Source organism: uncultured Holdemanella sp. (assembly GCF_958348295.1).
Taxonomy (GTDB): Bacteria; Bacillota_I; Bacilli_A; order Erysipelotrichales; family Erysipelotrichaceae; genus Holdemanella.
Genome location: NZ_CATVYQ010000026.1, coordinates 15,071 through 30,730, shown reverse-complemented (window position 1 = coordinate 30,730; position 15,660 = coordinate 15,071). Strand labels below are relative to the sequence as shown.

The following is a 15,660-nucleotide window of genomic DNA, read 5'->3' as shown; positions in this document are numbered from 1 at the left end:
ATTTAATTTGATTAGATTATTCATTTTCATACTCAATTAATTAGACAATCAACAAGCATAGTCAATCTCCCTATTTAACATTTATTTAATTTACTCTTATTCCACTGTTCATGACTTTGATCTGATTCATTTGGATATATTCAATCGTTTCATTTTGATTTTTATACTGTTTCTCAAATTCATGAATACACTTGTTCTTATCGATTTTGTTTGTATTTAGATCAATGCAGTACAAAAGAAAGGACGAATATAGATCTCTTTGTACCATTGTTCCATCTTGCAGTTTATACATTCTTTGTGACAACGATTTCTTAATGTATTCATCACTCGTATGATCATATTGACTTGCCTTATAATCATTTGGCACTTCAACATAGATTCTGAACTTTCTTTTAGCCTGACTTTGAAAATAGCCTGGACATCTATTTTTTATAGATTTTCCATATCTTTTCTTTCACTTTCCAGTTTTAGCTTTCTTCTGCAGTTTCTTGGCATTCTTTGACTCTGTCACAAAGATATCCCCTAAGCGTCTTAATTCATTTACATCTTCATGGATGGCTAAATGTCGGTTGGTCGCATTGATTCTGCATAGCTCTCTGTGTTTCGTTCTCAATTTCTTATAGCGATTCGACAAGACCCACGTCTTTTTTCCTTTTTTGATAGTTCCATCCTCATTGTAGTTGTCTGGATTCATTGCTCTACGGCTCCTATCCATTGCACGATAGATCCGTCTTTCTTTTCGTTCATTAACTTCAATACAACTTCCTCTTTCCGCAAGATTTTTTAAACCAGCTTTTGTTTCTGTTGTATACGCAATTGTCTGAGTTCCAATATCACATCCAACAATGCCTTTTCCCTTGTTGTGTTTAAAATTGCCAAAACGATCCTGTTTCGGTTTAGATACACCTTCGATTGTGATATGTACATAGACTCTTAACTTACCACGAATCTTTTTACATACAAGACTCGCGTAACAAGGCCTGTATGTTGAAATACAAATGTTGGTTTCCTTATATGTATTTGCCGTTATAGAATCCATGAATTCTGCATGCTTTAAATAATACAGTATGGCATCCACTTCCTCTTGTTCATAGCGGTCTTTGATTTTTACACCAAACTCAATATCCTTGAATTTGAAATTCATTTGTTTCATTATGATTCCACGATTGATCTGTTTAGCACGAATACATGGAAGATCTCCACGCTTTTTAAAGTGAATCGTTTCTCCATCCGAATAAAGACATTTTTCAATTCCACGAAATACATCCTCCGCTTTCGTTAATGCAAATACGGCATCGATTCCATATTTCTTTTTAATGGGAATCATTGAAGTTCTGCAGTAATCCCATGTCACATCATACTGTTTCTGCATTTCCTTCATCTGATCACATACATCTTTTAATGCCTTTTTATTATTGGCATTCTTATATTTCTTATAAAGACTTTTTAGCTTGCGATACCTTTTCGTACGAACAATCTGATCATATCTTTTTTTCATGATTCCAGTCAGTTCATTACCAGCTTTACGAACCAAATCGGCATAATGAAAAATCTGACACTTTTCTACATAAGTCAGATTCGTTTCCAATACGAATACATGTCTATCTGAACATCTACGATAGACTTTCAATTCGGGTTGTATCATTTTTCTGCTCCTCGATATATTTCTTGATTGCAGCTTCACTGATATGCCCTACAGAAGATATAAAATATCCATTTGACCATAATTTTCCACATCTCGCATAGAATCTCTTCAATTCCGGATACGCCTTGAACAATTGGATTGTACTCATAGATTTCAATGTTCGAACAACATCACAAGGTGCAACCGTTACAGGACAGTCTACAAAAATATGTATATGGTCAGGCATGACCTCTAAAGCTTTTATAATATATCCATACGCATCACAAACTTCAGAAAGGATCTTCTTTAAGGTTTCATCCATACCATCACATCTGAACTTTGGACACCATATAATATGATACTGAACTAAATACTTACAATGAGAAGCACGATGATAATTCTCATTCTTCATGATCATTCACATCTTTTAACTGATACTTTTCCTGAATACCTCTACGCATCAGATCCAGAAAAGTGATTGTTTTGCCTTCTTCAACCGAATAGATTCTGGCAAGGTTTTCCAGCTCTTTTTTCCATTCACTAGGAATGGCAATATTGATCTGAACATTGTTTGTTCTAGGTCTAGGCATGATATCAACTCCGAACTATTTATACATATATTATATATTTTTAATACGCATTATACAATACAAAAAGTGGCTTTCCTCCACAGCAAGCTATGGAGTTTTCGCCACTTAATTATAACAAGATTCTAACAAGGCTTTTGTCAAATAATTATCTTCACTCCATACAGGACTCGCCGTATGAATAATATACTTACACAATTTATATCCACTTGTAAGACAAGCTTGTCCTACTTTCAATTTTCCTATTCTTCTACACTCTACATCTAATTCTTTACCCGCAAGTTGATGTATGTAATGATCTAAGCCACCAGTCGCATCCAAACTTTGATTTGTCGTATTCACAATCGCATCCACTTTTAATTTTGTGATATCCTGACGAATTATTTTTATTGGCATAAGCCCTCCTATACAACAAAAGAGCTTTATTAAGCTCTTAGTTTTTCGATAAAATCATCTTTTTTTAAAGGCTTTGAATAATAGAAGCCCTGAATTTCATCACAATTCATTTCGATCAAGCAATCCCTTTGTTCTTTGGTTTCAACACCTTCCGCAACCACTTTCATATCTAAACCATGCCCCAAATCAATCGTTTGTCGCACAATTTTCATTCCACGTGGTTTGGCAATATAGTCAATTAAACTCTTATCCAATTTAACCGTTGTGAATTTCAATTCATTTAAAGTTGTTAATGAAGAATATCCGGATCCAAAATCATCCATATGTAATTTAAAGCCTGCATTGACCATTTGATTTGTGATTTCAAGAATTTGTTGCGAATATAAAGCTGCAGATTCCGTCAATTCAATCGGAACACAACTAAAAGGAATTTCATTCTCTTTTATGATATTGATATATCTTTGTACCACATCACTAAAGTGAATACTTGCACGAGATAGATTGACAGAAATAGGAAGGATCGGTAAACCTTGTTTCATTCGATCTTTCTGGAATCGACATACTGTTTCAAATACATATTCATCAAGTTGAACAACTAAACCATCACTTTCAAATAATGGAATAAATAAACCTGGTGAAATCAATGTTCCATCTTCTTTTTGCCAACGAACAAGTGCTTCTGCACCAACAATTTGTTCAGATGAAACATCATATTTTGGTTGAAAATAGACTACAAACTCTCTATTTTTAATAGCATCTTTAAAATCATTTTCCATTTGTCTTTGCGCAAGTAATTTTTGATTCATTTCCTGCGTAAAGAAGGCGATATTCTGTTTAAAATCTTTTGAAATACTTTTCACAGCCATTAATGCACGATCACACATGATTGGTATCTGAAGACTTGTATCTACATTTTCATAAATTCCTAATTTTATTCGTATATTCTGAATAGGTGCTTCTTCCATAATCTTATTTAAATTGTTTTCGATACGATCCACATCAATTTTTTCTTTACTATGGAATAAAGCTAATAATTGATCTCCCTCATAGCGCGTCAACAATCCATTTTTGATATAGTATTTAAACGCATTCGCAAGGTAAATCAAAACTTCATTTCCCTTTTTTGTTCCGTAAGTTCCATTGATCAATTTAAAATCAGCCACATCTAAAACAACGATATTAAAAATTTCATCTGTCATAAAATTAGTCAATGTACGAGCATGATGATAAAAAGCCTGTCTTGTATATAAACCTGTCAACTCATCTTTTTCAATGGCTGCCAAAGTCATACTTGATTCTCTTAACTTAATAACACTATCAATTCGACTCATTACAATTCTTGTATTATAGGGCTTTGTGATGAAATCAACAGCACCTAAACCTAAACATTTCAATTCATCTTCCTGCGAATTATTTCCCGTTGTCACAATGACTGGAACACTAGCTAGCAAAGAATCTGATTTTTGACGAGTTAAGAATTCAAATCCATCACACACAGGCATTACAACATCTAATAAAACAATTGAAATATCTTTATAATTCTGAGATAGAATTTGTAAACCATCTTCCCCATTTACAGCTTCTAATACATCATATTCATCTTCTAAAGTAGCCTTTAACATTTCTCGATTTAAATCATTATCTTCAACAATTAAAACTTTTCTTCTCAAACCACTTGGTGTAATCACATTGTTGATCATATCCAAATTATTTCTTCGAATATCCAAATTTTCATTCGCAAAACCAATGATAATTTGTGTGATTTTATCATGTTCTTTGATACAACCAAAGTGTGCATACATAAAATGAATTTCGGAATCCGTTTTAGATTGATAATGAATATTAAAATGTTCCGCATTGTCTAAACGAGTATAAAGAGAATTAAACGAAAGTGCAATACGTAACATATCACGATTCTTTTCGTATACACAATGATCAATATATTGATTCATCGCGTCATTATAAAGCATATGTGCAGAAAAACCAGGCAACACATCTATTTCCTTAAAAGCATGAATCTGTTGAGTTTTACAATCAACAATATAGATGTTTTTAAATTCTTCGCCTAGTATTTCATAGATGCGATTTGAATCAAAATCTCTCATAATAACCCTCTTCTAAAAATATATAACTAACCAACAGTATTATATAACCAAAATTTAATTTAGGCAACGAACCCATAAAGTGAAAAAAAGTGTCTTTCGACACTTTATCATTATTTACGGTTTGCGTTTACCGATTTCATGATTTGACGAATTTGTGCTTCACTAGGTTTACGTCCCATTTGTAAGAACATTGCACGAATCATCTTTTCATTAATAGGTGGATTTTCTTTAATTTCTTTTTCAAACTTCTTACGAGTGAAGTAGAAAGTAACCAAGCCACCAATGGCAGCTCCCACTATCGTATAAAAAATTGATACACCCATATTTTAGTCAACCTCACTATCTACTCATCTATTCTACTATCTTTTTAAGCTTTTGACAATACGAATTGTCCACTATATTCAGTTAAAATCACTGAAAAGAAGATCAAAAGTCCACCTAAAATCATAATTGGACTCTTTGCTTCATGAAGCAGAACAAAGCCAAATACATTTGCAAATAAAGATTCTGTGCATAAAAGTACACTTGCACTCGATGCATCTGTATACTTTTGTGCCAAGGTCTGTAATTGAAATGCCAAGAATGTTGCCACTAAGATCATATAACCACAACTCATGTAAGCATGCATTGAAATATTTTGTGGAATTGTCTCCAAAGACAATGCGAAAGGAATTGAAAGTAAAGCAGCAACACTCATCTGTACAGCATTGATCGTAATAGAATTGGAATTTTCGGTTGCATACTCCAAAGAAATAATGTGACACGCAAAGAACAAGGCACATATCAAAGATAAACAATCTCCAAAACTAAATTGGAAATAGCCTTTTGATAAGCTTAAACAAGCAATGCCTAGCAAGCATATTACACTAGCGCCAAGTTGTCTTTTACTTGGCTTCTTTTTCCATAAAAGCCATACAATATATGGAACCAAAACTACGTTTACCGCGGTTAAAAATGCATTTTGACCCGTATTTGTCATGGCCAAGCCAAAAGTTTGAAATGCGAATGCCAAATACATTAACACCCCTGAAATACTTCCTCGAAATAGTGCTTGTTTTGAAACTTTAACATGACTACAAAGACAAACCACAATACTAACTAGGCTTGCACCAATAAAACGAATCATTAAAACGGTTAAAGGATCAAACGTTTGTAAAGCAGCATCTGTGGCAATGAATCCACCACCCCAAATGGCTGCAACAATTAAGCAAACTAAATTTGCTTGTTTTTTACTCATGCGTTATTCTCCTCAAATAAAGATGGTTGTTCAAAATCTTCCTGTTTGACCCAAAATCCATCTTCAACATTTTCAAGCGAATGGATCCACTCAAAACGATCGACTTTTCCAAATGGTGAAGAGAATGTTGATTGCGCATTCATTAAACTAATTTCCTTAGCCTCAAAACGAAGAATATCATCTGCATATATTTCAAATTTTGTGTTTAAATCTACCATATGTACATTCAAAATTATATTTGGATTTGACTTCACAAGCTTACAAATACGATTTCCTTTTGCCGGACGATTTAATGGTGCAATTTCATGTTGTTTCATACGCTTTAAAGAAAGTGTTGATGTTGAAATAAGAACCTGTTCATCACTATTTCTATTGATACAAATAGAAGCTATACAATCATCTTTGGATAAGTTCATTGCCTTTACACCTTTTGATTTATTAGAAACCAATGGAATCTGTTCAACCGGATACATTAAGCCATATCCTTGTTCACTTACTAAAATCACTTGATCATCAGATTTATATGAAAGATTTGCACATATCATTTCGTCCATATTTCCAATTTTCATACATGCCATTGTTTTATTCGAACGAGAAACTTCAAATTCTTTCAATTCCGTACGTTTGATCATTCCATGACGACTTGCACTCACAACATGTACCCCTGTTTTAAAAGCATCTAATACATAGGCCGCAATGATTTTTTCACTTGAATCCATCTTAATATAATTTGAAATATGGCTTCCCAAATCTTTCCATTTTGCCTCTTCAATTTGATAAACAGGGATATATCCATATGTTCCACGATTTGTGAAGAAAATCAAAGTCTGTAATGTATGACTCGCCCCGTAACAAACCAAAGAATCTGTATCTTTTCTTTGTGTCATTGCATCACTTGATGCATTATAACTTCGCATAGAAACACGTTTAATATATCCATCACGAGTTACAGTAATCATACATTCTTCTTTAGAAATCATAGCCTTTTCATCAATCACGATCTCCTTAACTTCATTCACAATATCTGAAAGTCGAGGCGTATTGAACTCTTCATTTACTTTTTCTAATTCATCTACCATCACTTTATGTAATTCAGATTTATCGCTAATAATCTTTTCTAATTCGGCAATATCACTTTGAAGTTGTTTAAATTCTGCCTTCAATTCTTTTACATCCGTATTTGTCAAACGATATAGACGCATAACGACAATAGCTTCTGCTTGTTTTTCAGTAAAATCAAAACGCTCAATCAAATTCTTTTTGGCATGTGCCTTATCTTTTGATTTACGAATAATATGGATAATTTCATCCATAACACTCACCGCTTTGATCAAGCCTTCTAAAATATGGGCGCGCTCCTTTTTTGCAGATAAATCATATTTACTTCTACGAATTACTACATCTTCACGATGCGCGATAAAAGCATCGAGCATCATTGCTAAAGACATCTGTACAGGTGCTTTATTTACTATCGCAATAACATTATAGTTATACGAAATTTGAAGATCTGTGTTTTTATACAAATAGTTCAAAATTTGTTCATCATTACTATCTTTTTTTAGATCAACTACAATTCTTAATCCTGTACGATCACTTTCATCACGAACATCTAATATACCATCGATTTTTTTATTCAAACGAATCTCATCAATTTTCTTTACAAGGTTTGATTTGATCACTTCATATGGAATTTCATGAACAATAATTTGTTTGATTGTTCGCGTAGGTACAACTTCAACTTTAGAACGAATCAATACACGTCCACGACCTGTTTGAAAAGCTTGTTTAATTCCATCAAGTCCCATCACGATTCCACCAGTTGGAAAGTCTGGACCTTTCACAAACTGCATCAATTCTTCTAAAGAACAATCAGGATGTGAGATACGATAAATACTTGCTTGAATGACTTCATTCAAATTGTGTGGTGGAATATTTGTGGCATATCCTGCCGCAATACCTGTAATTCCATTGACTAATAAGTTAGGAAAGCGTGCAGGAAGCACTGTAGGTTCCATTTTCTCATCGGAGAAGTTAGGTGCCCATTCTACTGTATCTTTATCAATATCCTGCAATAAATAGTCACTAATTTTTGCCAGACGCGCCTCTGTATAACGCATCGCAGCAGCTGGATCATCATCGATAGATCCATTATTACCTTGCATATCAATTAAAGGATTGGTAATTTTCCAATTTTGTGACATACGAACCATCGCATCATAAACAGAGCTATCTCCATGAGGATGATAGTTACCAATCACATTACCAACGGTTTTTGCCGATTTATGGTACGGCTTATTGTATGTATTACCATCTTCATACATTGCATATAAAATACGTCTTTGTACTGGTTTTAAGCCATCTCTAGCATCTGGTAATGCACGTTCTTGAATAATATATTTTGAATATCTGGCAAAACGATCGGCCATGATATCTTCTAAAGAATTTTTTAAAACATTATGTTTTATTTCTTTTTCTTTCACGCACTTACCTCCTTATAATCATCTTCTAGTGTAAACACGACATTATCTTCAATCCAATTTCTTCGAAGTTCAGCTTTATCGCCCATCAATTCTGTAACTCTTTTTTCTGCCATCATCGCATTTTCAATTGTCACACAAAGTAATGTTCTAGATTCTGGATTCATTGTCGTATCCCAAAGTTGAGTGGCATTCATTTCACCAAGACCTTTGTATCGTGTAATGGTATAGCCATTTTTTAATTCTGCTTTTTTCTCATCCAATTCTTCGTTTGTATATAGATAATATTCTTTTCCACCTTTCGCAATTCGATATAGAGGTGGAAGAGCAATATACAACATTTCATGAGTGATTAGCTCACGCATATAACGATAGAAGAATGTTAATAACAAGTTTTGAATATGCGCTCCATCATCATCGGCATCGGTCATAATGATAACTTTATAGTAGTTTGAATCTTCAGCCGTAAAATTAGCACCTACACCTGCACCTAAGGCATGAATGATGGTATTCAATTCTTCATTTTTTTCAATGGCTTCAAGACTTGCCTTTTCTGTATTTAAAACTTTTCCACGCAAAGGCAAGATCGCTTGATACTTTGAATCACGACCCTGCTTTGCAGAACCACCCGCAGAATCCCCTTCGACTAAGTATAATTCTTTTCTTCTAGCATCCTTACTTTGAGCAGATGCTAGTTTTCCAGACAAAACTCTTTCTGAACGATTCTTTCCTTTTCCGTTACGAATGTCAGCACGTGCTTTCCTTGCTGCATTACGAGCTTGTGCTGCTTTAATGATTTTTCGAACTAGAGCATTGGCAATCTCTTTATTTTCTTCTAAAAAATAACGAAGATTTTCAGATACCACTGCTTCAGTAGCCGGCTTTGCCTCTGGCGTACCTAATTTTTCTTTAGTCTGACCTTCAAATTGTAAATAATCTTCTGGAATGGTTAAATTAATGACCAATGTCAAACCTTCCCTAACATCATTTCCATCAAAACCTTTATCTTTTTCTTTTAAGAAACCATTTTTACGTGCATATTCATTAAATATTTTTGTGAAAGCTTGTTTAGCACCCGTTTCATGAGATCCTCCATCGCGAGTACGTACCATGTTCGTGAATGAGAAAATATTTTCCTGATACTCATCTGTATATTGGAAACATCCTTCAACAACAATTTGATTACTTTCCCCTCTAAAACTTACTGAATCATGCATCGGTGTATGATCTTGATTTACTTCGTCAATAAATGCTTTTAAACCATCTTCATATTGATATATAACTTCTTTTTCTTCTTTGCGCTTATCACGAACAATCATTTTTAATCCTTTTAATAAAAAGGCATCTTCTTGCGCTCTTTCACAAATGGTAGAATATGAAAAATGAACCGTCTTAAAGATAGTCGGATCCGGTTTAAAGGTTACTGTACTTCCAGTACGATTGGTTTTTCCTACTTTTTCAAGTTTTCCAATCTTGCTTCCCCCATCTTCAAATGTCATACTCCAAATATCTTTTCCATCATGTACTGTAACTTTACACCATGTACATAGAGCATTTACAACACTTGCACCTACACCATGTAATCCTCCAGCACTTGTATATCCTCCATGACTAGTAAATTTACCACCTGCATGTAAAATAGTAAAAATTACTTGAAGTGTACTTACTCCTGATTTATGTTTTCCAACAGGCATTCCACGCCCATGATCTTCTACTGTTACACTGCCATCTTTTTCCAGGGTAATTGTAATTTCGTTGCCATAGCCATTCAAAGCTTCGTCAATCGCATTGTCAACAATTTCCCATACAAGGTGATGTAAACCTTTTGAATCCGTAGATCCAATATACATTCCTGGACGCTTTCTTACGGCATCCAAGCCTTCTAAAATAACGATACTACTTTCATCATATTGTTGTTTTGGCATACTATCCCTACTTTCCAACGTAATCTTTATTATATCAACAAATCAAAAAAAGTGCACACAAATTCCTTCAAACCAATTTGATTATACACGCTATATATACATTATTCATGTCAAATTAAAAAGGTGCTTTTCACACCTTATGCTTAAACTTATATCTACCTTTTCCATGCCCTGTAACAGGTTCAATGATTCCTGTTTCTAATAATTTAGATATTAGCTTAGATACAGCTGAACGCTTTAATCCAACTAAATCCATCACATCACTTCTACCAAATACTCGATTATACCCATATTCATCAAACAGAATTTCAATATGATGAACTGTTCGTTTACTAAACTTTAAACTTCCAATGTCCACTTTTTTGTAGTCAATATCCACTTTTTTGGTTTCAATGTCCACCTTTTCGGCTTCAATGTCCACTTTTTCTGAAAAATATCCACTTATATGCATTGTACGATTTCGAAGTACATTCTTTTCATCCAATAATAGATTTCTAAGAAATAATTCTAAATATTCTGTTGTTTCATGAATGTTTTTTTGTAGATTCGTATAATTTGCTCGAACAAGTGCGTTTCTAAAATACCAAGCATTTTCTGCAAAAATATCATTTGTCACATTAAAACCAAGTGTACGCAAATATTTTATGAAAAAGACAGCCGTTGTCCTTGTGTTCCCTTCTTCAAACACATGAATTTGCCAAAGTCTTGAAATAAACAAGGCAAGATGATGAATAATTTCATCCATCATTAAATTTTTGTAACTAAATTCCTTTTCTTGAGAAAAATCATATTCTAAAGTGGCTTTTAATTGTGAAGCACTTCCATATACAACTGTAGCACCATCCAGCACCCATTCCTTCTTTGTGATATTATATGTTCTCATTTTACCTGCATGGTTATATATACCTTTGAAAAGTTTCTTATGGATAGAAAGATATTCTAAAGGCGAAAATGAAAATGCTGTCTCTGATAATATTTGAGCAATACGCGAAGCTACTTTATCAGCCTCCTCAGTACGATCATCGTCAGAAGTACTTGCAGGGCTTTCTTCATAATAAGTATCAATCAAGTTTTGCGCTTCCTTCAATGTGATCTTACCTTCAATATTCTTGATTGCTGTATCAATTAAATAGCTAGATGGCTTTAGACCATCTACGGCCTGAAGACCAATTGCCGTGCTCCAAACATATCCTCGATTCACAGTATCTAACTCTGATTCTTTAATATATTCTTTAAATGGATCTCTTTCCATTTCAACGCATCCTTTCTAATTCACACCATATATTTTAACATATTTTAAAATTGAAAATTCTTTATATTTCTCCTGTCTGTACTAGATCAGTATATATTTAATATCCGCATTATTTATGTCAAATCATTAATTTTTTCATCCAATTCTCGACTAAGAAGATGAAAACTGCTAAAATAAGTTTCGAGGTGGAAGAAATGAAAACTATTCTATGTATTTTATTAGGTTACTTATTAGGATCTTTACCCTTCGCATTGATTATTGGTAAAGTTTTCTATCATACAGACATACGCCAATATGGCTCAGGCAATTTAGGCGGAACAAACGCCGGAAGAGTTCTAGGTAAAAAAGCCGGCATTTCTGTTATTGTATTTGATGTTTTAAAAGTAGTACTTGCGATTGCGATTGCGACACAAGTATCTAAGGTTGCAGGAATCTGGACAGGACTTGCATGTTGCATCGGACATTGTTATCCTATTTTCGCAAAATTCCATGGAGGCAAAGCCGTCAGCACAATGTTTGGCTTCTTGTTTTCTACAAGCATTTTCTTATTTCAAGATGCAAGCTACTTACTCGTACCATTTGGCATGTTTATAATTATCCTATACTTATTTAAATATGTATCTCTAGCTAGTATGTGTGCAGCTATTTCAAGTAGTTTATACATTACGGCACTTATGCTAGGATTCAATGTTGAAAGCATTTCTGTTATTATCGCAAGCTGGTTAATGACAGTCCTTGTGATTTACAGACATCGTACAAATATTGAAAAAATCAAAAAGGGTACAGAAAATACAATCTCGTGGTTATAGAAAGTTTTTTAATAAACTTTCTTTTTTTATGTCTTTTTCACATTGAACCCGTATCATAGATAATATGAACTATTTATACTATGAACATAAATCAAGCCAGGTCTGTACTGTAAAAGAAGATGAAAGAATGTATCATGCTTGTTTAAGCACACATAATTACTTAAATGAAATGTGTCTAATGAATGGATCTAGCCTAAAAGGAAGGCAAGAAGCCTTTATCTATCAAATGAAGACCAAAAAATTCATTCCCGTTGTTGTGAATATTTCAAAACATGAAGTCTACTTTCCAAACAAATCAAAAAAAGCACATGACTGTATATGGATCAATTATGCCAATATCCAAAATGTCATGTACTATCATTCCTATTGTAGAATTTCTTTTAAGGATGGTACCTTCTTAGATTGCGACCATCCCAAAAGAATTCGCAATTCAATGCACCTTATATTTCGCTTTTTAAATAAAAATACACCGTTTTAAACGGTGTGTTAGTGGCATCCTCCGCCACATGATGAGCAATCATGTGAACAACTAGATTGTTGCATTTGTTCTTCATGACGAAGTGTATTTACACCAAGTCCCTCAATACATACAGTAGCATTATCTGCTAAATTCGATACTTCCACGATTGTACATGCAGGGAATGGTTCATCCACAAAGTTTTTAAATGTATTCAAGAACGCATCTTTATCCTCGATATTCTTTAAATATACTGTAAACTTCACAACATGATGAAGCTGTAAACCATAGTTTGATAAAACATCAATTACTTTATTGATAGCTGTAATTGTTTGTTCCTGAATGCTTTCTCCTAAACCTGTTTGACCACTTAAATAAAAGAAGTCTCCCAATTGAACCATATTTGAAACACATGGTGTTCCTTCTTGTTTTCCTGCTGATTTTAAAAATATATTCATAGTTAAATTCCTTTCTTCTTCTATTATATAGAATCTATATCATCTTCTAAAGTGTTTTGCACTAAAATTTCTCTTGGTTTGCTACCTCTTGAAGGACCAATAATGCCATTCGCCTCTAAAACATCCATTAATCTAGCTGCTCTTGAATAACCTACAGAAAATTTTCTTTGAATCAAAGATGTACTTGCCTTTCTAGATGCAATCACAAAACGTTTCACTTCCTCATATAAAGGATCTGCCGTTACATTTCCTGCTTCATTTCCTTGATTCTGCAAATCTTTTAATTGAATAAAAGCATCATCATATTTAGGCATAGCTTGTGACTTTACAAAGGCACAGATGTTATTGACTTCATCATCCTTGATGAAAACACCTTGAATACGTCGAGGACTTGTTTCACCATTTGGCAAATACAACATATCTCCATTTCCAAGCAAACGCTCAGCACCAGCTTGATCCAAAATCGTTCTTGAATCCACAGCTTGTGATACCGCAAAGGCAATACGACTAGGAATATTTGCCTTAATCACACCTGTAATGACATCCACACTCGGTCTTTGTGTGGCAACAATCAAATGAATACCTGCTGCACGTGCAAGTTGTGTAATTCTTTGAATGCTCGCTTCTACTTCTTTAGCAGCCACCAACATCAAATCGGCAAGCTCATCAATAATAATGACAATACGAGGTAAAACTTTTAAATGTTCATCATTATGCGATAAAACATATTCATTATAAGCCGTGATATTTCGAACTCCTAACTCACCAAATAAATCATAACGCCGATCCATCATTTCGACGATAACTTTTAAAGCTTTATTGGCAAGATCTCCATCTGTGATGACTGGAGATAATAAATGTGGTACATCATTATAGGGTGTAAACTCTACTTTTTTAGGATCAATCAAAACCAATTTTACCTCATCTGGTTTTGTACGCATTAATATTGAAGAAATAATCGCATTTACACATACTGATTTACCACTACCTGTAGCACCCGCAATTAATAAATGCGGCATACGATTTAATTCGCCGTATACATTATTTCCCATTAAATCTTTTCCTAAACAGAAAAGCAACTTCTTGTCTTTCATAGATTCAGGAATTGTACGCATCAAATCCTTCATCTGTACACTTGTCTTTTCGACATTTGGAATTTCAATTCCTACACTTGCCTTACCTGGAATTGGAGCTTCAATACGAATATCTTTAGCTGCAAGCCCCATTTTAATATCATTCTGTAGGTTACTAATTTTATTAACACGAACACCCAATTCAGGTTTAATTTCAAACTTAGTTACACTTGGCCCAATATGAATCTGTACTAGATTTGCTTCAACACCAAATTCATGCAAAATTTCAATCAGCTTTTCGCCTTTTTCCTTAGCTGTTGTTACATTCGCATTGGATCTTGACTTTCTTTCCATATCATCCAAGACATTTAACTTAGGAAGTTTATAGTTTTTAAAATCTGAATTTTCATCTACCACATAATGTTTTGGTGAAGCCTTCTCTACAACATTCTCATTAATAACTGGTGACTCTTTTTTTTCAACCACTTTCTCTTTCGGCTCGTCATCTACATCAACCATAAAAGTAGGTTTTCTAGGTTCTAAATCACCAATAATTAATGATTCTTTTTCCTTTTCTTCATTTACTGGATCCAATGTTACTGGTTTGATTGGATCCGCATTGATAATTTGAAAACTTGATTCATTAGCATCTTCATCTTCAAAAATAAAATTTTTTCGATCAATAGATACTGGAGTTTCTTTAACTGGCGAACTTTTCATCACCTTTTTTGGTTTTCTTTCATAGCCAGTGATTTTCTCATAACCAAACATCAAAATGGCTAATATAAAAAACAACAGTACCATAATATAGGTTCCAGAATAATCAAATAAAGACTGGAAAATACACAGCAACAAAGCTCCAACTAAACCAGAATATGTTTTTAAATGCCCCATAATAATACTAGCAGCATTTTTCATGACATATTCTAGTCCGTAACTGCCTGGATGAGGTTTGAATTCTAAAATTGAAGAAACCAAACTTAATCCAAGTGCTAAAAACAAGATTCCAAACAAATAACGTTTACGAATGAAAGACTTGTCCTTATGGAATATTAGCACAGAACAATACGTAGCTATTAATATAAACAATCCATTTGTCAAAGCTCCAAATAAAAATTCAAAGAAATGTTTTAAAAAGGCTCCCACAACGCCAAATTCTAAAACGGCAATAATACTAATACATATCATACAAATAAGGAAACACAAACGAAATAAGTTTGAATGCAACCAAGACGTTTGTGTTTTCTTTTTCGTAGATTT

The 15,660-nt window shown here is 33.6% G+C and carries 15 protein-coding genes; 2 read left to right on the top strand and 13 right to left on the bottom strand.

Annotation, left to right across the window (positions count from 1 at the left end; all coding sequences use genetic code 11):
• Nucleotides 1-85: 85 nt before the first annotated feature.
• The 11 genes from Q3907_RS06230 to Q3907_RS06180 form a co-directional block, all read right to left on the bottom strand.
• Nucleotides 86-367 (bottom strand): hypothetical protein, encoded by a 282-nt coding sequence (locus Q3907_RS06230; protein ID WP_301897673.1) that lies wholly within the window; start codon nucleotides 365-367, stop codon nucleotides 86-88.
• Between the two features lie 87 nt (nucleotides 368-454).
• Nucleotides 455-1,645, bottom strand: a complete 1,191-nt coding sequence (locus Q3907_RS06225; RefSeq protein WP_301897672.1) for a hypothetical protein — start codon at nucleotides 1,643-1,645, stop codon at nucleotides 455-457.
• On the bottom strand, nucleotides 1,614-2,036 hold the full coding sequence (gene tnpA, locus Q3907_RS06220; RefSeq protein ID WP_295759244.1) for an IS200/IS605 family transposase: 423 nt from the start codon (nucleotides 2,034-2,036) through the stop codon (nucleotides 1,614-1,616). Before tnpA ends, Q3907_RS06225 begins: the two co-directional genes overlap by 32 nt.
• Entirely contained in the window at nucleotides 2,026-2,214 is a 189-nt protein-coding gene (locus tag Q3907_RS06215) for a hypothetical protein (protein ID WP_295570112.1), read from the bottom strand. Before Q3907_RS06215 ends, tnpA begins: the two co-directional genes overlap by 11 nt.
• Nucleotides 2,215-2,319: 105 nt before the next feature.
• Complete coding sequence (locus Q3907_RS06210) at nucleotides 2,320-2,607, bottom strand: macro domain-containing protein (RefSeq protein WP_301897671.1); 288 nt, start codon at nucleotides 2,605-2,607, stop codon at nucleotides 2,320-2,322.
• Between the two features lie 29 nt (nucleotides 2,608-2,636).
• The gene (locus Q3907_RS06205) at nucleotides 2,637-4,712 is read right to left on the bottom strand and encodes an EAL domain-containing response regulator (protein ID WP_301897670.1); all 2,076 of its coding nucleotides are present in this window, start codon (nucleotides 4,710-4,712) and stop codon (nucleotides 2,637-2,639) included.
• Nucleotides 4,713-4,822: 110 nt separating this feature from the next.
• Complete coding sequence (locus Q3907_RS06200) at nucleotides 4,823-5,035, bottom strand: YneF family protein (RefSeq protein ID WP_118320687.1); 213 nt, start codon at nucleotides 5,033-5,035, stop codon at nucleotides 4,823-4,825.
• A 44-nt stretch (nucleotides 5,036-5,079) separates the two neighbouring features.
• Complete coding sequence (locus tag Q3907_RS06195; protein WP_295561552.1) at nucleotides 5,080-5,949, bottom strand: DMT family transporter; 870 nt, start codon at nucleotides 5,947-5,949, stop codon at nucleotides 5,080-5,082.
• A complete protein-coding gene (gene parC / locus Q3907_RS06190; RefSeq protein WP_301897669.1) occupies nucleotides 5,946-8,429 on the bottom strand; it encodes a DNA topoisomerase IV subunit A in 2,484 nt (827 codons plus the stop codon). The genes Q3907_RS06195 and parC overlap by 4 nt, the downstream gene beginning before the upstream one ends.
• Nucleotides 8,426-10,351 (bottom strand): DNA topoisomerase IV subunit B, encoded by a 1,926-nt coding sequence (gene parE / locus Q3907_RS06185; RefSeq protein WP_295643484.1) that lies wholly within the window; start codon nucleotides 10,349-10,351, stop codon nucleotides 8,426-8,428. The genes parC and parE overlap by 4 nt, the downstream gene beginning before the upstream one ends.
• A gap of 130 nt (nucleotides 10,352-10,481) precedes the next feature.
• On the bottom strand, nucleotides 10,482-11,603 hold the full coding sequence (locus Q3907_RS06180; protein WP_301897668.1) for a Fic family protein: 1,122 nt from the start codon (nucleotides 11,601-11,603) through the stop codon (nucleotides 10,482-10,484).
• Between the two features lie 194 nt (nucleotides 11,604-11,797).
• Between Q3907_RS06180 and plsY the strand changes: the two genes are divergently transcribed.
• Both plsY and Q3907_RS06170 read left to right on the top strand, forming a co-directional pair.
• A complete protein-coding gene (gene plsY, locus Q3907_RS06175) occupies nucleotides 11,798-12,412 on the top strand; it encodes a glycerol-3-phosphate 1-O-acyltransferase PlsY (RefSeq protein WP_229030583.1) in 615 nt (204 codons plus the stop codon).
• A 64-nt stretch (nucleotides 12,413-12,476) separates the two neighbouring features.
• Nucleotides 12,477-12,890: a competence protein ComK gene (locus Q3907_RS06170; RefSeq protein ID WP_301897667.1), complete on the top strand. Its 414-nt coding sequence runs from the start codon at nucleotides 12,477-12,479 to the stop codon at nucleotides 12,888-12,890.
• An 8-nt stretch (nucleotides 12,891-12,898) separates the two neighbouring features.
• Here the strand turns inward: Q3907_RS06170 and Q3907_RS06165 are convergent, their stop codons facing one another.
• Nucleotides 12,899-13,327, bottom strand: coding sequence for a RidA family protein (locus tag Q3907_RS06165; protein WP_295643493.1), 429 nt, complete (start codon nucleotides 13,325-13,327; stop codon nucleotides 12,899-12,901).
• Nucleotides 13,328-13,350: 23 nt separating this feature from the next.
• Complete coding sequence (locus Q3907_RS06160; protein ID WP_301897666.1) at nucleotides 13,351-15,588, bottom strand: DNA translocase FtsK; 2,238 nt, start codon at nucleotides 15,586-15,588, stop codon at nucleotides 13,351-13,353.
• Nucleotides 15,589-15,660 lie beyond the last annotated feature (72 nt).